Origin of the sequence: Streptomyces afghaniensis, from assembly GCF_044327915.1 — a bacterium.
In the GTDB taxonomy this organism is placed as follows: Bacteria; Actinomycetota; Actinomycetes; order Streptomycetales; family Streptomycetaceae; genus Streptomyces; species Streptomyces afghaniensis.
Window position 1 is genome coordinate 840696 of record NZ_JBIRGJ010000004.1, and the last position, 17495, is coordinate 858190.

At 69.1% G+C, this 17495-nt stretch carries 15 protein-coding genes and 2 pseudogenes; 7 read left to right on the plus strand and 10 right to left on the minus strand.

What is annotated here, in order from left to right; translation table 11 throughout:
• The first annotated feature begins 877 nt into the window (after positions 1-877).
• The 4 genes from ACH4G3_RS18340 (at position 878) to ACH4G3_RS18355 (ending at position 4844) form a co-directional block, all read left to right on the plus strand.
• Positions 878-1594, plus strand: coding sequence for a hypothetical protein (locus ACH4G3_RS18340; RefSeq protein ID WP_397625436.1), 717 nt, complete (start codon positions 878-880; stop codon positions 1592-1594).
• A 166-nt stretch (positions 1595-1760) separates the two neighbouring features.
• The gene (locus ACH4G3_RS18345) at positions 1761-3830 is read left to right on the plus strand and encodes a sensor histidine kinase (protein ID WP_397625437.1); all 2070 of its coding nucleotides are present in this window, start codon (positions 1761-1763) and stop codon (positions 3828-3830) included.
• A gap of 21 nt (positions 3831-3851) precedes the next feature.
• Positions 3852-4559, plus strand: coding sequence for a response regulator transcription factor (locus ACH4G3_RS18350; RefSeq protein ID WP_397625438.1), 708 nt, complete (start codon positions 3852-3854; stop codon positions 4557-4559).
• A gap of 57 nt (positions 4560-4616) precedes the next feature.
• A complete protein-coding gene (locus ACH4G3_RS18355) occupies positions 4617-4844 on the plus strand; it encodes a DUF5131 family protein (RefSeq protein WP_397625519.1) in 228 nt (75 codons plus the stop codon).
• Positions 4845-6079: 1235 nt separating this feature from the next.
• On the opposite strand, the gene ACH4G3_RS18360 is transcribed toward ACH4G3_RS18355, so the two are convergent.
• The 4 genes from ACH4G3_RS18360 to ACH4G3_RS18375 all read right to left on the minus strand — a co-directional run bounded on the left by ACH4G3_RS18360 (position 6080) and on the right by ACH4G3_RS18375 (position 9127).
• Positions 6080-6289: a hypothetical protein gene (locus ACH4G3_RS18360; RefSeq protein WP_359204435.1), complete on the minus strand. Its 210-nt coding sequence runs from the start codon at positions 6287-6289 to the stop codon at positions 6080-6082.
• Positions 6268-7125 carry a hypothetical protein gene (locus ACH4G3_RS18365; RefSeq protein ID WP_397625439.1) on the minus strand — a complete coding sequence of 286 codons (858 nt, stop codon included), beginning with the start codon at positions 7123-7125 and terminating at the stop codon, positions 6268-6270. Before ACH4G3_RS18365 ends, ACH4G3_RS18360 begins: the two co-directional genes overlap by 22 nt.
• A gap of 316 nt (positions 7126-7441) precedes the next feature.
• Complete coding sequence (locus ACH4G3_RS18370; RefSeq protein WP_397625440.1) at positions 7442-7678, minus strand: hypothetical protein; 237 nt, start codon at positions 7676-7678, stop codon at positions 7442-7444.
• Positions 7679-7774: 96 nt separating this feature from the next.
• On the minus strand, positions 7775-9127 hold the full coding sequence (locus ACH4G3_RS18375; protein WP_397625520.1) for a S8 family serine peptidase: 1353 nt from the start codon (positions 9125-9127) through the stop codon (positions 7775-7777).
• 708 nt (positions 9128-9835) lie between these two features.
• On the opposite strand from ACH4G3_RS18375, the pseudogene ACH4G3_RS18380 reads away from it, so the two are divergent.
• Both ACH4G3_RS18380 and ACH4G3_RS18385 read left to right on the plus strand, forming a co-directional pair.
• Positions 9836-10716: pseudogene (locus ACH4G3_RS18380) on the plus strand (IS5 family transposase).
• 407 nt (positions 10717-11123) lie between these two features.
• Entirely contained in the window at positions 11124-11414 is a 291-nt protein-coding gene (locus tag ACH4G3_RS18385; RefSeq protein ID WP_397625441.1) for a peptidoglycan-binding protein, read from the plus strand.
• A 217-nt stretch (positions 11415-11631) separates the two neighbouring features.
• Here the strand turns inward: ACH4G3_RS18385 and ACH4G3_RS18390 are convergent, their stop codons facing one another.
• Entirely contained in the window at positions 11632-12102 is a 471-nt protein-coding gene (locus tag ACH4G3_RS18390) for a hypothetical protein (protein WP_397625442.1), read from the minus strand.
• A gap of 23 nt (positions 12103-12125) precedes the next feature.
• Positions 12126-12762, minus strand: a pseudogene (locus ACH4G3_RS18395) (IS701 family transposase).
• A 340-nt stretch (positions 12763-13102) separates the two neighbouring features.
• Here ACH4G3_RS18395 and ACH4G3_RS18400 point away from each other — a divergent pair.
• Complete coding sequence (locus tag ACH4G3_RS18400) at positions 13103-13471, plus strand: hypothetical protein (RefSeq protein WP_397625521.1); 369 nt, start codon at positions 13103-13105, stop codon at positions 13469-13471.
• A gap of 99 nt (positions 13472-13570) precedes the next feature.
• Here ACH4G3_RS18400 and ACH4G3_RS18405 read toward each other — a convergent pair whose 3' ends face one another.
• The 4 genes from ACH4G3_RS18405 to ACH4G3_RS18420 all read right to left on the minus strand — a co-directional run bounded on the left by ACH4G3_RS18405 (position 13571) and on the right by ACH4G3_RS18420 (position 17394).
• Complete coding sequence (locus tag ACH4G3_RS18405) at positions 13571-14479, minus strand: SDR family oxidoreductase (protein ID WP_397625443.1); 909 nt, start codon at positions 14477-14479, stop codon at positions 13571-13573.
• 383 nt (positions 14480-14862) lie between these two features.
• Positions 14863-15342 carry a MarR family winged helix-turn-helix transcriptional regulator gene (locus ACH4G3_RS18410; protein WP_397625444.1) on the minus strand — a complete coding sequence of 160 codons (480 nt, stop codon included), beginning with the start codon at positions 15340-15342 and terminating at the stop codon, positions 14863-14865.
• 11 nt (positions 15343-15353) lie between these two features.
• The gene (locus ACH4G3_RS18415) at positions 15354-16415 is read right to left on the minus strand and encodes an alkene reductase (RefSeq protein ID WP_397625445.1); all 1062 of its coding nucleotides are present in this window, start codon (positions 16413-16415) and stop codon (positions 15354-15356) included.
• A gap of 73 nt (positions 16416-16488) precedes the next feature.
• Positions 16489-17394 carry an NADP-dependent oxidoreductase gene (locus ACH4G3_RS18420; protein ID WP_397625446.1) on the minus strand — a complete coding sequence of 302 codons (906 nt, stop codon included), beginning with the start codon at positions 17392-17394 and terminating at the stop codon, positions 16489-16491.
• Between the last annotated feature and the right edge of the window lie 101 nt (positions 17395-17495).

The window sequence follows — 17495 nt, forward strand, 5'->3', positions numbered from 1 at the left end:
AGCGAGGGGAGCAGCGTGGTGAAGGGTTTCGCAGAGAAGGAACGCATCCGCGAGCGCCCGCCGTCAGGCCGACACCACCACCGGCCTCGTCATCGACATCCGCGCCCGCTTCCGCTTCACCGCCGGCCCGGGACCCCCGGCGACGCCCGCCCGCCCCACCCTGGCCCTGGCACTGCACCATGCAGCCCGTCTCTTCGACGTCAGGGACGCCGGCACCGGCGAACAGCAGACGGCGTTGCCTGTCTCCATGGTCCTGATCGGACTCGGCACGGACGGGCACCCAGTCCGCCCAGCGTTACGCGCCTCGACTCGAGGCGACCACCACTGGTCCCAACTCACGGACGCCTCATGGTGGCGGCCGCGGTAATCACCCTGGTGGTGATGGTGGTCAACTGGCAGTGGGCCGACCGCATCAGATGCCTGCACAACGAGGCCGGCCGCGCCGTTATCCGCCGTGGACCGCGTCCTGCGGGCCATCGATGGCCGCTCCATGGCCTGCAAGTCCGACAAGGCGGTGCTCACGGGCTCCGACCAGCAGTGGCAGGGCTTCGTCCGGGTCGGGTTGGTACTCGCTCTGCTCTGGGAGCACCTGGGCGACCGCCTGCACCAGAAGGTGACCGGCTCCCCTTCCGAGATCGTCACGGGCCGGTGCCCACATCGACCCACTGTTCTTCGACGCGAGCGGCAAGCTCGTCGGCAGCGACAACCGGAGGTTCGCCGCCACCCAGGTCGAGTTCGCGTGGGTGCCTGTCCCGCCCGACGGAACGGGACACCGGCCCCATGCGCGCGGGACACCGGGCGCGTCACGGTGGTCGGGCACGTCAGACACGCCCCGGCCGGACAGCGCCCGGGCGGCACCATTCATGGGGGAAACGTCATGTCTGCTTCGCTCTCACACCCGTCCACGGCTGACACCGGCCAGGGGTCCGTCCCGAAGCCCCCGCACGCCCTCGCGGAACGCCGCGGGTGGGCCTGGGGAGGAATTGTCACGGCGCTCGGCGGCCTCGTCGCCTTCGTCGCCTCCACGCCGCTGTACCCCTTCGAGGACTCCGACATCATCGACAACGCCCGCATGGTCGACCGGCTCGACGGCTCCGCCATGTGGTGGGTCTTCGTCCTCCAGGTGACGTTCACCGCGACAGCACTCGCCGCGGTGATCTTCGGCGCGGGACTGCGCCGCCGGCTCGACCGGCAGTGCCCGGCGGGCAGCCTGGTCCCAGCGACGGCGTACCTGGGGATGCTGCTGGTCGGTGTGATGAGCCTGGTGGGCTCCGGAATGGGTACGGAGCTGTTCCACAACCTGCGGATGTCGGACAAGACTGACCCTGACACGATCATCGGCGATTTCGTCGACATCAACACGTACGGGTGGGTGTGGTCGGGGCTGCTGCTCACCGCCGCCGCGCTCGTCGTCGCGGCGTTCCGGCAGGGCGCGGTGAGCCGCTGGATCGGCGTCGTCAGCCTGATCTTCGGATTCCTGCTGCTGGTCACCCAGCTGACGCCGTTCCAGTACATGGCGCTGTTCGTGGGCGTGCCGTACCTGCTCATCCTCGGCGCGGGGTTCGCCTTCGGCCGGGGCCGCGCGATCGAGTGACCACCAGGCTGATCGGGCACCGACCGTAGACAGGGGAGCGCAGCGCGCGTACGTCCTACGTGCGCTGCGCTCCTTCTGCGTCGGGCGCAGTACGAGTGCGGTGACGGCGGCGGCGCGGTGACAACCGCGGCCGCTGCTGGGAGCCTTGGCCCGTGGGGGAACAGGCATGACGGCCCGGCAGGGCCCGGACGGCGGGGGCCATCGCTTCCCCGCCGTCAGCGTGCTCGCGGTGTCCTGGGGGCTCGCGCTGACGGCGCTGGTCCTGATGGGAGTGGCGGACGCCGAGTGGGACGCGACGCAGTGGTTCTTCGTCGTGGACACCTCGGACGCGGTGGTGTACGGCCTGGTCGCGGCCGTCGTGCTGAGCCGGCGCGCGCATCCGGTGGCCTGGCTGGTCGCGCTCACCGCTGTCGGCGGGGGCGTCGCGGCGGTCACGGCCCAGGTGCTGGCACTGTGGGCGCGTGACGCCGGTCCCGGCGCGTCGGTGCCGTCGTGGTCGGTGCTGCAGGGCACGGCCTGGGTGCCGGGGACGCTCGCGCTCGTGCTGATCGTGCCGTATCTCGTGTCGGAACACGCCCCGTCGCCCGCCGTCCGGACGGCCATCGGAGCGGGCGTCGTGCTGGTCGCCGGGCTGGTGGCCGTACGGCTGGCCGATCCGTGGCCCTGGCCCGAGGGCGAGCCGATCGCGCCCCTGGCGGTGCGCGACAGTGGGTGGGCGGACCTCGTCGTGCCCGTGCAACGGACCCTGCTCGGCTGCGTGGTGGCGCTCGGGCTCGTCGCCGCCGGACACGCGGTACGGCGCCGACTGCGGGATCCGGCGGGACGGGGCCTGGGCTGGCTGGCGATCGGTACGGCGCTGGTGGCGTTGACCTTCCTGCCGCTGGTGCTGTTCGCGGACGAGGGCACCGCCGCGCTGCGGCTGTTCACGCCGCTGACCCATCTGGCCTCCCAGGCCTTCTTCCCGGCGGCCGTCCTGATCGTGGTCCTCCGTCAGCGGCTGTGGGGCATCGACCTCGTGGTCAGCCGGGCCCTGGTGTGGTGGCTGCTGACCGGCCTGCTCGTCGCCGGGTACTTCCTGACGGTGGCCGTGCTGGGTCTGCTCCTGCCGAGCGACGGGGGGCTCGGCAGGGTGCTGGCAACGGCCGCGCCCGCGGCAGGGATCCAGCCGGCACGCGCCTGGCTGCAGCGGCGCGTCGACCGGCTCGTGCACGGAGAGGCGGCGGCCGGCGCCCTCAGCCGGGTCGGCCGCCACCTGGGCAGCGCGCCGGGCCCTCAGGAGGCGCTCACCGGCATGGCGGAGAACATCGCCGCATCCTTCAACCTCGGCTCGGTGCACGTCCTCGACGAGGACGGCACACCGCAGGTCACCGTGGGCGACCCGGAGGGCCTGGAACAGCTGGCGGTGCCACTGGTCGTCCGGCGACGGGCGGCCGGCACCCTGCTGGTGACGGCGCGTCCCGGCGAACGGCTCGACCGGAGGGCCCGAACGGCGCTCGACGAGGTGGCGCCCGTGGTCGCGACTGCGGTTCATCTGGCCGCCATCACACGGGAGTTGCGCGAGTCGCGGGGCAAGCTGGCAGCAGCCCGCGACGACGAGCGCCGGGCCCTGCGCCGGGAACTGCACGACCAGTTGGGGCCCGCCCTCGCCGGCATCGGACTCGGTCTGGCGGCCGCCCGCAACCAGCTCCCGGCCGGTTCACCGGCCGACCCGCTGCTGGCCCGGCTGCGCACCGAGGTCGACGCCCGCGTCGAGGAGGTCCGCGTCCTCGCCCGCGGCCTGGTCCCGCCGGTCCTCGCCGAGCTCGGCCTCGTACCGGCGCTGCGGGAACTGGTGATGCGTCATGAGGCGGACGGGCTGACCGTCGTCGTCCACGCGGACAGCGACACCGGCCGCGCGGACGGCGGTCCCGTGCCACGCGAGGTGGCCGGCACCGTCTACGCGGTCGTCGCGGAGGCGCTGCGCAACGTCGTACGGCACTCCGGGGCCCGTACCTGCACGGTCACGGTGAGGGGCGGCCCGGACGCCGATGACGTGCTGACGGTGAGCGTGGAGGACGACGGCCACGGAATCACCCCCGGAGCCCGGCCCGGTGTCGGCACCCAGTCCCTCCGGGAACGGGCCGAGGCTCTGGGTGGTCGGATCGACTGGGGACCGGGGGAGGGCAGTCACGGCACCCGGCTCGTGCTGCGCGTGCCGTTTGCGACCTGCCTCCCGGCTGCGGGGGAACGGGGATGAGCTGGAGGGGGACAGGGCGACATGAGTGAGAACGCTGAGCGGGACTCGACCGAGGCGGCAACGGTCCGGATCATCGTCGTGGACGACCATCCGCTCTTCCGCATGGGCATGAGCGCGCTGCTCGGTTCACTTCCCGGGCTGAGGGTGGAGGCGGAGGCCGACTCATTGGCGTCGGCCGTGGCGGCGACCCAGGCCCAGCGGCCCGATGTCGTCGTCATGGACCTGCACTTGGGCGACCGGACGCCCTCAGGTGTGGAGGCCACGCGCGAGGTCCTGCGCGTTCGGCCGGACGCGGCGGTCCTGGTGGTGACGATGCTGGACGACGACGACTCGGTGTTCGCGGCGATGCGGGCCGGGGCCCGGGGCTATCTGCTCAAGGGCGCCTCTCCCGCCGAGATCGAACGGGCCGTACGCGCCGTCGCCAACGGCGAGGTGATCCTCGGCCCCGCGGTGGCCTCACGGGCGGTGGCCCACCTGACGGGCACGCGCTCCGCGAACCCGGCGGTGGCACTGCCCGAACTGACCGCGCGTGAGCACGAGGTCCTGGACCTCGTGGCCCGGGGCCTGGACAACCTGGCGATCTCACGGCGCCTGGTCCTCAGCCCGAAGACAGTACGCAATCACCTCTCCAACATCCTGACCAAATTACAGGCCTCCAGCCGCGCGGAGGCCATCGTCCGCGCCCGCCAGGCCGGCCTCGGGGAGAATCACAGGCCTGAAACCCAGTAGTGCGTTGCACCGGCACGTTGCAGTCGTCGACCGGCAGCAGCAGAAGGCCCCAGGACCATCTGCGAGTCACCGCTCGGGCCGCTGGACGGGCCGGAGCTGGCCGGGATCGACTGGGTCATCGCTGGAGGCGAGTCCGGTTCTGGGTACCGGCCGCTGGACGAGCAGTGGATGGCACAGATCAGGGACACTGCCACCAGCACCGTCACCAGGCAGGGACTGGTCCCCAGGACGATCTTCTCCTTCCTTTGCTACGCGTTTCAGCAACTGTCCCCACCCTGCTTGTGAGAGCGCCTGGTTCCCTCGCCTGAACACCCGTAGTGCTCGGCGCCGCCCCGGCCTCCAGTAGGCAATGTCACTGGCCCGGCAGGCAACATCCCGGGTACCTTCGGTGAGGCGCATCCACGTCTTCGTCGGCATCGCCGACAGCCCCCTGGCCGCCCGCCAGGCCGCGCACGACGCGTACGATGCGATCTCTCGTTTTTGGGACAGTTGATGGGTGACAGTTGCCGACACTGTGACTGTCACAGGCCCTTCGGCCTGGCCACTTGGTGTCAACCACGAGATCACCCCGTCAGTTCGAGCACGCCATGGCCACCCCTTCAGCGGTCACCCGCAAGAATCAGTCGCGAGCTTGCTGGCGAGATTTGTGTGGGGTGTCGATGTCCCCGGGGCGTTATTGCATGAAGGGTGACGCTGTTGCAGTTCCGTGAGTTCTGACCGCTGGCTGATGGGTGTTGGTGTGCTCGGGGGCGCGGATCAGGGAGAGCAGGACCCGACCTCGGAAGGGGTGGGTGGTGATTCGAGTGGGGCTTTGCCGGATGTGTCGGTTCGGGCGTTGCGCCGTGTGGCGGTGCGCTGTCTGCTGGCCCTGCGGCGGGAGGGGAAGCTCACCACTGGGCAGGTGAGGTCGGCGGCGGACGTGCTCGGGGTGCGGGAGCGTGCGGTGTGGCGGTGGCTGGCGGCCGCCGAGCGGGACGAGGCTGCGGCCCGGCCACCGGGGGAGGCGTGGAGGAAAAGACCCAGGACGCCGAGCTGCGCCGCCTCCGGCTGCGCCGCAACACCCCGAGGAGCACCTGATGCGGCTGAACGCCCTTCGACTGCACACGCCTGCCTGTCGGCCGGTACCTCGTCTTCCAGCGGATCGCCCAGGACGGCGCCACCGCCCGCACCTGGTACCTGAGCGGCCGGTCGTTGGCGCGACTGTCGTTCAGGCTCCTGGTGCAGACCCGGGATGACTGCTACGGGCAGCCGCGCAACCGGCCGCCGCCGGGCCTGTGGAAGCGAGTGCAGCGCGCGGTCATCCGCAGCAACGGGCGGACGGCGATGTACTGCTGCCCGGACCTCCCGCCGTCTCGGGCCGGGATCGCGCTCGCCCTGCCCCGCTACCGCGCCGAGCTGGGCGCTGGAACCAGACGGCGACCGAGCACCTGCAGCGGCCAAGCCCCGCGTGCACGGCAGCCGGATGGCGCCGTCCGCTGGACGAAACGTAAGGCACGGCCGTTGCCCAACTCGGATCGGTTCTACGCGAAGACGATCGCGAGTCCGAAGACGAACACAGCGGCCGCCAGTTGGTAGTTCAGCGCCGCCCGGCCGTTCATCAATGCAACCCACTTCGGCATCAGGTCTCGGTCCGAATCCCACATACCCCGGCGGGACCAGGTGTTGAGGGCCAGGAACAGGTTGCACACCCCCACGAGGACAAGGGCGGTCACAGTGGCATCGCTGGACACGGTCGGTTTCCCCCTCGGAAGAACAGCACGTCGAGCAAGTATGGCGCGCACGAGACGTTAGCCTCGACGGGGGAGAACAGTGATGTGAAAGCTCGGCGGTGAACCGGGCCGACCGACGTGGTGAAGGCCATCGTCTTCGAGCGGGACGGCGGCGTGTGTGCGCTGCGGAACGCGGGAGGCCCTCCCAGGCTCACCATCTCCTGACGGCGAGCACGACGCGCAACGGTTGGTTCGAGGACAACCCGCGGGAGTTCCATGAGGCCGGGTGGAAGGTGCGCCGGCCGCAGCTCCCGGACGAGCCCGGACTGGTGGGTGACATCGGTTTCGCGGACACCGTGATCCTGTCGCTGCCCGCCGGCGTATGGGTGGACGGGTGGGACCGGCGTCTGGTGCTGCTGCGGTGCGAGGCGGCACCTGCCCTCGCGATCGCCACGGTCGCTGTGGCGATGCTGAACGATTGGCTCACGCTGACCCACCTCTTCGTCGTGGCGGTCGTCAACGGTGCGCCTTGACTCGGGGCTGCTGTGGGTGACGACGCCGCTGGCGTTGCGCTGCACGTCGTCGATGCCGAGCCAGGACAGCAGCTCGTCGCCCGCCTTGTCGGCGAACGGGGCGGGCTGGTGGAGTTCGGGGCCGCGGGGCGGGCGATAGTGGGTCTCCAGGGTGTCGATGCCGTCGAGTCGAAGCTGGGCGCCGCCGCTGCGGTTGCGCCGCACCCGTCGCCCGCGCAGCAGGTCCCACTCGTCTGGGTGGTGGGGGTAGAAGCGGACGGAGTCCCCGTCGGGACTCGCCGCGACGATCTTGTAGGTGCCTTCGATCAGCAGTATGAAGGCCATACAGTTAGTGGACTGGGCCGACCAGATCCTGGCCCGCTCAAGCCGCCGCAGGAAAAAATAGCGGACCCGATATCCGCCCGGTGGCTGACTCCTCCGCCTGGCGTTCAAGGCTCTGGCGGAATTAGCATTCATGCCTGCGTTCCTTTGATGGCGGCATTGTCGCGCCAGGTTGCCGCGTCCTGTTATGACTGAGGAATAAGGCGCCACCGAGCGGCAATTGCTGGAGATAGTGGCAGAGGGTTTGCGGCGAATGTATTTCCAGGACAATGGGTGACGCGCGCACGGTCTGACGGTGTTGGGTTTCTCATAACCCGCTCTATTGAGTGCCAGCGTCCGGGGGTGGTATATGGAATACCTCTTGTGCCTCTACATGAGCAACACCAGGCACATTGACGATTGCGTCTCGTTGGCTTTCTGGCACCGTCCCAGTGATGACGCCAATTGTGGGGAGGACCTGCCGGACCTGCATTCCGGCGGCCCGCAGTTGGTCTGCAACCGCCTCGGTACGTTCCTGATGAGCGTCCTCGATGGTGACCGTGATGTCCTGGTCCATGCCGCTTGGCTCCTGACGTCAGCGGTCGGATATTCACGCGGCCGCAGGGCCTGTGCCGGTTGGCCGGCGGGGCCGCCGGCCAACCGAGGGGCGTGACTACTGGGGGGCCTGCACCAGGCCCGCGCCCACGTCCACGGAGGGGATGGGAAGCCGCCGCGCGGACCGGATGAGCAGTGCATACAGGGAGGCTCCGCCCGCGCCGGTGGCTTGCGCCCACAACGCGGCGCAGCCCGCCACGTGGGGGGTGGCCATGCTGGTGCCGGAGATGATCCGGTACCGGTCGGGCATCTTCCACGAGGAGTACACATTCACGCCGGGTCCGACGATGTCGACTTGGCCGCCGGCGACCGGGTTGCTACGCGCCGAGAAGTTCGCGATGCGCAGTTGGGAGTCTACCGCGCCGACAGCCATGATGGACGGGCTATTCGCCGGCCTGCCGACGAACCCAAATCTGCCGTTGTTGCGGTCGGCGTTGTTGCCGGCGGCGGCAATGATCAAGCAGTTGTTCGCCAGCGCCCGCCGACCGGCCGCCTCATAGGCCGCCGACACAGTGGGCACGTTGGATCCGAGGGACATGGAAATGACCCGGCAGCGGTTGCTCACGGCCCATTCCATGCCGGCCAGGACCTGCGCATCGGTTCCGGTGCCCTGGTTGCTCAGAACCTTGCCGATGAAAATGTTGTCGTTGTAGGCGATGCCGTAGCGGCGGGTGCCCCCCGGCGGGCGCTGCGGCCCGGACGTGGTGCCGGTGCAGTGTGTGCCGTGACCGTGACCGTCTTCCGGTGTCTGGTTGGAGATGAACGATCTGCTCGTGATGCGGCGGCCGGCAAAGTCGGGGTGGCGCAGCGTGAATCCGGTGTCCAGAATCGCGACTGGCACCCCCCGCCCGCTGAACCGGGACGTGTTGGCCCGTACGGCCTGCAGGCCCCAAGTAGACGCCGCCGTGTCGGCAAACAACGGCGCGACGGCCTCCACCGCGACACTGGCAGCGTGGCCGTTGCTGGCCTGCTCATACAGCTCGTTCGCCGCGTCTCGATACCCCCGGAGGTAGTCCGTCGCGAGCACCCCCGGCTGCTGCAGCGTGTGAACCGTCAGCTCCGGCTCCATTGCCTCGATCCGCTCGTCCTCGGCCGCCGCCGTGCTCAACGCCTCCAACCGGTCCTCCGCACCGGCCACCACCGCGATCCCGAGCGTGGGATACAGCACGGCATCCGACTCGGAAAGCTCATGTATCTCAGCGGCGCCCTCGGACAGCTCGCGACTTTCCACGACGTTCGACACCCCGGCCACTGACTGGCATGTCGCCTTCATCGCGTTCGCATCGCCCACCACGTCATCGGCCAAGGTCAGCACGTAACGCCCCGTCGGCTCGCCCGCCTCACCCGGCAGGTACTCCGACAGAGCGCCGTCGACCTCACCGACGCCAAACTCGTCCGGCACGTTCATCATCACTCAACACACCCTCTCTTCGCTCGTCTGATGAAAGGCCGCGCTTTCCCGAGTTGCCACTTCCTGGCGGCACCCATTTGTCGGCCCAACGGCATATCCCTGGGACCCAGATCTTTTTGGGGCCACATCGCGTTCATGACGCGCCTGCTTGTTCCCCTGGCAAACCCGTTGAGGTCGGCGATCTGCCCCGAAGGTGGCACACGGATATGCACATAAATCACGCTAACACTGGTCAGCCCCACCGGCATCTCGGGTGTCCATTCACAGCTCTTCAAATGGAATAGTAGGCACCTCACGTACCCAAGGAATGTTGAATAGTGGGAAAGTTGAATTGACGATAGGAAAGTTGAATCGGCGATGCTGTCGCCGTCCTGATTGGAGCAGGCGGCACGGTCGATGTGCAGCAGGGTGCATGTCATGGTGCTGGCTGGCGTGGGCGCGGCGGGTGTCTGCGAGAGGGGTGTAGCCGTGGCTGAGAGGTCGTTTTCATCTTGTGTGAGGTGGTGTATTCGCTATTGCGCCCACTGAGGTATTGGTGCGGGTGGGGCCGCCAGGCTGGTCGTGTGTGCCGAGGCAGGGGGTGTGGCAACTGGGGCAGGAATCGGCTTGCGCCTGTCTCATTCCAGGACGCCCGGATCCGTTGCGGGCTTCATTGAGGCTGGACACACGCCTGGGCGCACGCCCCCCGACCGGCGGTACGTCCAGGTCATGACCGACCGTCGTGCGTATCCGAGTGATCTGTCCGATGCCCGCTGGGAGTTGATCGAGCCGGTACGGTCCGCATGGTGCTACGAGCGTCGCGGCCGGGCCCTGGGTTTCGGTCGGCCGCCCGAGCATGATCTGCGCGAAATCATGAACGCGATCCTGTACCTGGACCGCACCGGGGTGCAGTGGCGCTACCTGCCCCATGATTTCCGAACTGAACACGGTCTACGGCTACTTCGCCAAGTGGCAGTCCGACGGCATCTTTGCCCAGCTCAACGGCCTGCTGCGGGAGTTGGTGAGACAGCAGGAAGGCCGGAACGCGGAGCCGTCAGCGTGCGTGATCGACGCACAGAGCGTCAAGACCTCCACCAGCGTCCCCGCCGCGAGTCAGGGCACGGACAACGCCAAGAAGATCGTAGGCAGGAAGCGAAGCATCGTGACCGACGCGATCGGCCTCCTGATCGCGGTGCTTCACCGCGGCCGGCGTGCAGGACTTCGTGGCTGGCACCAAGCTGCTCGACCAGGTCGCAGCCGACCATCCCGGCGTCCGCAAAGTGTGGGTCGACGGCGGCTACCGCAAGCGTGTCGTCGAGCATGCCGTCACCCTCGGCATCGATATGGAAATCCCCGCCCGCACCCCTGGGACCAGGGGATTCACCCCGATACCGAAACGGTGGGCGGTCGAGCGGACCTACGGCTGGCTGATGCTGCACCGCCGCCTGGCCCGCGACTACGAAACCCTCCCGGCCCGCTCCGAAGCAATGATCCACCGCGCCATGACCGATCTCATGGCCCGCCGTCTCACCGGCGAGAGCACCATCACCTGGCGCGACCCGACAACTAAGACCGTGTCGTACGTGGTGAGGCGGACAAGTCGTTTGTAGCAGCAGATGCGGCGGCGGGGCCGAGAAAGGTCAGGTAGTTGAAGAGCACCTGCCTCTACGCCGGTGGCGGACCCCGTCAACCCAACCGACCCGAGCGGGTTTGCTCAGCTTGGACGAGGTCGGCAAGTGGTACGGCCGCGTCAATGACGTCCAAGACGGAGTGGAAATGATGCAGGCCATCGGAGATGGGGAATACCGGAAGGCCTTCTCGAAGGGCATGGGAATCTTCGCGGGAGGTGCTGCAAGTGCGATCTGTGGAACCGGAGTTGCGCCGTACCAGTAGCCCAGCTTGTCGGCCGAGTTGGATGCCCCGGTAACGATCACCAGACATCCGCCAATCGCATGAACTTACCTAGTCGCAAAGGTGTGAACATGCTGGCAACGGTGGATACGCCTAACATGCAAGCATGAGTACAGAAGACGGCTACGTTCCCTTTCCGGGTTCCGAGTGGTTCAAAAGCGAGCCGAGTAGCCCGATCATCAGGATGATGGCGATGCGCCTGGCCGAAGAGGGATGCACCGAATTTGGTCCGGCCGGCCCACCCTCGGCCCACCCTCTCAGCGGACGTCGGTGGACGACGTACCACCGTGACTCCTACGCCAGGTGGCAGCGGAAGCTCGGGTACCAGGGTGCGGACGCGGACGGCTGGCCGGGAGCAAAGTCCTGGGCCAAGCTCAGGGTGCCCTATTCGGAATGACGGTAACTCAACATGCTGAGCTCCCGGAACGGCTTTGAAGCACGACGGCGTGCTCCGACTCTGGGTCCGACCAAGGCAGGCGGCCGATAGCCCGCCGAGATCCGCTTCATTTAGTACTCCAGCAGCGGTTCGTGTCCTGAGCTGCGTTTTCGGTAGTGGCAGCGGCGGGCGATGGCTTGGCGGTGTCTTCTTCAGGCCGACCAATTCAGTGCGTGGATTACGGGATCGCGGTCGGCTCGCGGACGGGGCAGGAGAGCGTCCAGAAGTCGCCGGATCTCTGCCGCGGTGAGCGGGACGGGGGCTGATCCGTTTCTGCAGCCCCCTTTGCCTCGCCGTCGGCCTGCGCTGCGAGTGCGGTCAGGACGGCGTGGGCGAGCATGGACAGGGTGATGTGCCGGTACCAGCCGATGTAGCGGCGGACCTCGTACTCGTCCAGATCGCACTCGTTCCTCGCGGCCTGGAAGCACTCCTCGATCGCCCAGCGGGAGCCGGCGATACGGACCAGTTCGGCAAGCTCTATGCCGACGGGTGCGTAAGCGAGGTAGTAGGCGATTTCGCCGGGGTCGGAGAGGCTGCGGCGGGCCATTACCCAGCGGTGATGGGTCGGCGGATCCGGATCGAAGATCAGGTTGGTGGGCAGCTTGGCCGCGGCCCAGTCGTAGACCCGTGACCCCTTGGCCCCCCTCACCGCAGGACAGTCGCTGCCAGGCATCAAGGGGGTGCTTCCTCGATGAGCTGGTCGATGCGCCAGATCCCGGCCAGGGATCTGATCTGCTGGGACTTGGGCACCGCGACCACGTAGCCGACGTCGCGTTGTTTGAGCAGGCGACGGAAGTTCCAGTCCTGTCCGTAAGCCTCGTGGGCGGTGACCCACGTGGCGGGCAGGCAGGCGGCCATGCAGCGGCGGACGATGTCCCGGGCCAGTTCGCCCTTGGTCCCGAAGCCTCGTTCATCAGCGTTTTCCACCGCCCGGCAGCGGTCACAGTCAGACGTCCAGGCTTTCGGCAGGTAGAGCTCCCGGTCCACCAGAGCCCGGCCCAAGCTGGTGGCGTAGGCGGCGAACACTCCGATCTGACAGTTGTCGATCTTGCCCGAAGTGCCGGTGTACTGGCGGCCGAGGTGGTGCCCTTCTTGATAACCCGGTGTCGTCGAGAATCAACACACCACCTGGTCCAAGCCGTTCAGCTACGTAATCACGCACATCGTCACGCACAGCGTCTGCGTCCCAGACGCTGCTGTTCAACAGCCGCTGGGAGCCGTCAGGGGTGTGGTGACCCGCCCATTCCGCGAGTTGCCAGCCGTTCTTGGTGGTCGCTCGCCCCAGCAGACCGCGGACGTGGTCCCGCATCCGCCACCGCAGATCTGCCCGAGCGAACCTGCCCGCCACCCGAGCAAACACCGATTCCAACTCGGCAGCCCAGCAAGCGGCTTCAGCCAGCCCCTCCGTACAAGGACAACGACAGGCCCGACTCCGACAGGTGCGCTTCGTTGATCGGTTTCATGCCTGGCACTATGCGCCGGTGGTCCCGGAGGTTTCCCCCTCTCCGGCGTGTTCACCCGATCGAGGGCAATCGCTGTCGGTGCGGCGGCAGGCGTTGCGGTAGATGTGGCGCCGGGGCAGGTGAGGCGATCTTCTCGTGTGACACTGCGCGCCGGTCCCTTGCGAGTGGAACGCTCGTTGTGTGGTCATGGAGTTGTCTGCGCGGGCCGGGGCCGGGGTGGAGAAGGCAGCCGAGCAGACGGTCGAGAGCGCGTGCCATCTCGCGGACCTCGCAGGCCCGACCGGCTGGAGCCCGGTGGCCGCTGAGGACGTCCTCGACGCGATCGACACCCCCACCGAGACCCTTGGCGGCGCCGACGAGGAACTCGCGCAGGCCCTCGCCGCGGTGATAGCCGCTACCGCCGAGGCGCGCCGGCGCCTGGCCATCGCTGTGAACGACCCGCCGCCCGGGCGAGACGGCGCGGCGTCGGTGCCCGTTGCGCGCGGCCCGGCGCGCAGGCCGCTCAGGCGTCGCGGGCTCGGTCCGGGCTTTCGGGGCATTCGCACGGGCTGCTGAAGGTGCTCGTCAGGAGCGCGTGTTGATGTACCGCACGCCCCGGCCCCACTTCTCCATGGCCGGCGCCACGCACTGCGGCGGGACCGGGATGCCGGGCCGTCACCGGTGCTGCGCCGTGCCCAGCTCGTCGGTGTACCGGGCGAGGGCGTCCTCGGCCGTGGGGACGGGGCCGAACAGCTGCTCCTGGCGGCGGGGGTCGGCGACGTAGCGGCCGGTGTCGAACCAGCCGAACATCGCGGCCATGTCCTTGACCAGGGGCATGAAGCGGCCAGCGACGGCTCCTGCGGCGTGGGCGACGGCGGAAGGTACGGCCCACACCTTGATCTTCTTTCCGGCTCGGTTGCCCATCAGGTCGGCCATCTCGCGCATGCTGACCGGGCGGTCCCAGCCGATGTCGATGCGCTCACCGTTTTTGGCCTCGGCGTCGACGGCAGCTGCCAGGTAGGCCGCGAGATCGGAGGTGTGGACGAAGGTCAGGGGGACGGTGGTCTTGCCGATCCACATCATGCGGCCCTTGTCGACCGGGTCGCCCGCCATGCTCGCGACCTGGTCGAGGAACGCCCCCGGGCGCAGTGCGACGAAGGGGACGCCGAGTTGTTCGAGCTTGTCCTCGGCGAGCTTCTTGTGCCAGAAGTGCGGGACCTGGGGTGTCTGGTCGCTGGTGAGGATGCTGGTCAGGACGAACCGCCGGATGCCGGTGCGGTTGGCGGCTTCGGCGAGGTTGGCGTTGCCGACGGTGTCGATGTCGTGCGCGTTCTTGCCGCCGCGGGTGTAGCCGGCGGCGGTGGTGATGACGGCGTCGGCGCCGTTCATGGCGGCGACGAGCGAGTCGAGGTCGAGCATGTCGCCGCGGGCGATCTCGACGCCCCGGTTTTCGAGCCTGCTCGCGTCGGTGGCCGGCCGGACCAGGGCGCGGACGTTCTTGCCGCGCCCCAGCAGTTCGTCGACGACCTTGCCACCGAGGGAGCCGGTCGCGCCGACGACGAGGACGGGGAGGGCGGTGGTCATGGGGGTCTCACTTTCCATCAGGTCAGGAGTGGGGGGATTGGGTGGCCGCCGACGTGGGCGCCGTCGGCCCGGGTTGCTCGAGGGGCGGGGCCTGTGATGGGCGGATCCGCGGCGCGGTCCACCGCCGGCCTGCAGGAGCTTGTGGAGGTCGACGGTGACCCGGACGCGGGTGATGCGGCCGTCCTCGATGTGCGACCGGCCGACGACGGGAAGGGTTCGACATCCCCGTGGGAGAGGTGTTGCTGCCTGCACCGGGACGGCTCGCGCTCGCCCCTGACGCTGAGGCCCCGCTCATCCCCGCTCTCCCTGGCTCTGTCCACTTCGCAGGAACGCCGGAAACGATTCGCACTCCAGGCGGGAACCGGGGTGCACGCCGAGGTGAATTACTCGGACTCTGCCGGCGGAAGAGCGCGGCTGTTGATCGCGTCGGCGATGGCGTAGGCGGTGCGGACGAAGGACTCTGCCTGCTGCGCCGACAGGTTCCGTGCGGAGGTCTCCTCCAGGGCCCGCCACATGGCTGCCAGGGGCTCGCGCATGGCACGGCCCTTGTCGGTGAGGTGGACGACCATGACCCGCCGGTCGTGTGCGGCCGGCTCGCGGACGAGCAGGCCGGCGTCCTGCATGCGGCGCAGGGACTTGGAGACGGTGGAGTGGTCCAGGCCGACGCTGTCGAGCAGTTCGGACTGGGTCTGGCCGTCCCGGTCCAGGAGTTGCATGAGCAGCAGTTCCTGGCCGGGATGCAGGTCCATCTCGCGGAGCATGGCGGCGGCGCGGGCGCGGTGAGCGCGGGCGAGCTGGAAGATCGCGTAGCTCATCGGCCCCTCGCTGGCCGTGGTGGGGATGCGGGGTGTGGGGGCGGGCATGGTTCGGTTCCTCAGACGGTGTGGGTGGGGTAGTCCGTGTAGCCGGCCACTCCGCCGCCGTAGAAGGTCGCCGGGTCGGGGGTGTTCAGCGGCGCGTCAGAGCGTAGCCGCTCGACCAGGTCCGGGTTGGCGAGCGCGAGGGCGCCGACGGAGACGAGGTCGGCCGTGCCGTTGTCGACGTCCTTGGCACGGGTGGGCATATCGGTGCCGGCCCGGTTGAGGATCAGCGTGGTCGGCCACAGCGCGCGCAGGGTGCCGAGCAGCGCGTCGTCGCCCGCGTGGAGGATGTGGAGGTAGGCGAGGCCGAGGGGGCTCAGGGCGCGCAGGAGCGCCGGGTACAGCTCGGCGGTGTCGGACTCGGTGATGTCGTTGTAGGGGTTGCCGGGGGAGATGCGCAGGCCGGTGCGGTCGGCGCCGATCTCGTCGGCCACGGCAGCGGCGACCTCGACGGCGAAGCGGATGCGGTTGTCGAGGGAGCCGCCGTAGCGGTCGGTGCGCTGGTTGGTGTTGTCGGACAGGAACTGGTGCACCAGGTAGCCGTTTGCGCCGTGGATCTCCACGCCGTCGGCGCCGGCTGCGACGGCGGCCGCTGCGGCGCGGCGGAAGTCGTCGACGGTCGCCGCGACCTCCTGCGTCGACAGAGCACGGGGGGTCGGCATCTCCTGGGGCCCGGACGCGGTGAACATCGTGCCCTGCGGCCGGATAGCCGAGGGGGCGACCGGCGGGCGCCCGTGGGGGGTGTTGTCGGGGTGGGCGATGCGTCCGGTGTGCATCAGCTGGATGACGATCCGTCCGTCGGCCGCGTGCACGGCGTCGGTGACCTTGCGCCACCCGGCGATCTGCTCGTCGTTGTGGATGCCGGGAGTGAGGAGGTAGCCCTGGCCGTCGGCGGAGGGCTGGGTTCCCTCGGTGATGATCAGCGCGTGCGAGGCCCGCTGGGCGTAGTACTCGGCGTTCAGCTCGGTCGGTACGCCTTGCGGGGTGGAACGGTCACGGGTCATGGGGGCCATGACCAGGCGGTGCGGGAGGGGGATGGCACCGACGGTGGTCGGTGTCCAGAGGGAGTGCAGCATGAAGAGTCCTTCGGTGCGGTGACGAGCAGGTGATGACCGGATAGGGGGCTGGTGGCGGGAAAGGCGGGCGTGATCAGTCGAGGGTGAGGACGAGCTTGCCCCGGACATGCCCGGCGTCGCTGACCTGCTGGGCCGTGGCGGCCTGGTCGAGCGGGTAGGCGGTGACGGTGGTGACGACCTTGCCGGTCGCGGCGTTCTGGGCCAGGGCGGCCAGGCGGGTGGCCGAGCGTTCCTGGGGGCCGTTGGCGAAGGTGATGCCGAGCTGGTGCGCGCGGAAGTCGGCGATGGTGACGATGCGCTCGGTGCCGCCGCGCAGGGTGATGGAGTCCTCGAGGGCTCCCTTCCCGGCCAGGTCGAACACCGCGTCCACGCCGTCGGGGGCGAGCGCGCGGACCCGCTCGACCAGGCCCTCGCCGTAGAGGGTCGCGGTGGCGCCGAGCGCGGTGAGGTAGTCCTGGTTGGCGGGGCCGGCGGTGCCGATGACCCGCGCTCCGCGGGCGGTGGCGAGCTGGACCGCCAGGGTTCCGACCGCTCCGGCCGCGCCGTGCATCAGCACGGTCTCCCCGGCGGCGACGCCGAGCAGGTTCAGGACCCGCTCGGCAGTCTCGCCCGCCACCGGCAGCGCGGCCGCGTGCTGCCAGTCGAGGCCGGCGGGCTTGGGGGCCACGGTGGTGGCCAGCGCGTACTCCGCGTACGAGCCGGTGTCCGACCAGCCCAGCACCTCGTCACCCACCTGCACGTCCCGCACGCCCTCGCCCAGGGCGTCCACCACGCCGGCGAGCTCGTGACCGGGGACGGAGGGGAGCGGCGTGGGGAACACGGCCTCCAGTGCCCCGGAGCGGATCTTGCCGTCCAGCGCGTTCAGCCCGGCCGCCTTGACGCGGACGCGGACCTGGCCGGGGCCAGGCTGCGGGATCTCGATGTCCGCCTCGTGCAGCACTTCCGTGCCTCCGAAACGGTCGAACAGGATGGCTTTCATGACGACTCCTCTCGTGTCGCCACCCATTTAGGTGGCTGGACACATAAACACCGTACAGCAAAAACGTGGCTAGCCAAGTATTTGCTGCGGCTCGGGCCGCG

Excerpts from the sequence above, each read along its gene's own strand:
- ACH4G3_RS18340 (WP_397625436.1), top strand. The coding sequence starts at position 878 with ATGTCTGCTTCGCTCTCACACCCGTCCACGGCTGACACCGGCCAGGGG.
- ACH4G3_RS18345 (WP_397625437.1), top strand. The coding sequence starts at position 1,761 with ATGACGGCCCGGCAGGGCCCGGACGGCGGGGGCCATCGCTTCCCCGCC.
- ACH4G3_RS18350 (WP_397625438.1), top strand. The coding sequence starts at position 3,852 with ATGAGTGAGAACGCTGAGCGGGACTCGACCGAGGCGGCAACGGTCCGG.
- ACH4G3_RS18365 (WP_397625439.1), bottom strand. The coding sequence starts at position 7,125 with ATGGCCTTCATACTGCTGATCGAAGGCACCTACAAGATCGTCGCGGCG.
- ACH4G3_RS18370 (WP_397625440.1), bottom strand. The coding sequence starts at position 7,678 with ATGGACCAGGACATCACGGTCACCATCGAGGACGCTCATCAGGAACGT.
- ACH4G3_RS18375 (WP_397625520.1), bottom strand. The coding sequence starts at position 9,127 with ATGATGAACGTGCCGGACGAGTTTGGCGTCGGTGAGGTCGACGGCGCT.
- ACH4G3_RS18385 (WP_397625441.1), top strand. The coding sequence starts at position 11,124 with ATGAGTACAGAAGACGGCTACGTTCCCTTTCCGGGTTCCGAGTGGTTC.
- ACH4G3_RS18400 (WP_397625521.1), top strand. The coding sequence starts at position 13,103 with ATGGAGTTGTCTGCGCGGGCCGGGGCCGGGGTGGAGAAGGCAGCCGAG.
- ACH4G3_RS18405 (WP_397625443.1), bottom strand. The coding sequence starts at position 14,479 with ATGACCACCGCCCTCCCCGTCCTCGTCGTCGGCGCGACCGGCTCCCTC.
- ACH4G3_RS18410 (WP_397625444.1), bottom strand. The coding sequence starts at position 15,342 with ATGCCCGCCCCCACACCCCGCATCCCCACCACGGCCAGCGAGGGGCCG.
- ACH4G3_RS18415 (WP_397625445.1), bottom strand. The coding sequence starts at position 16,415 with ATGCTGCACTCCCTCTGGACACCGACCACCGTCGGTGCCATCCCCCTC.
- ACH4G3_RS18420 (WP_397625446.1), bottom strand. The coding sequence starts at position 17,394 with ATGAAAGCCATCCTGTTCGACCGTTTCGGAGGCACGGAAGTGCTGCAC.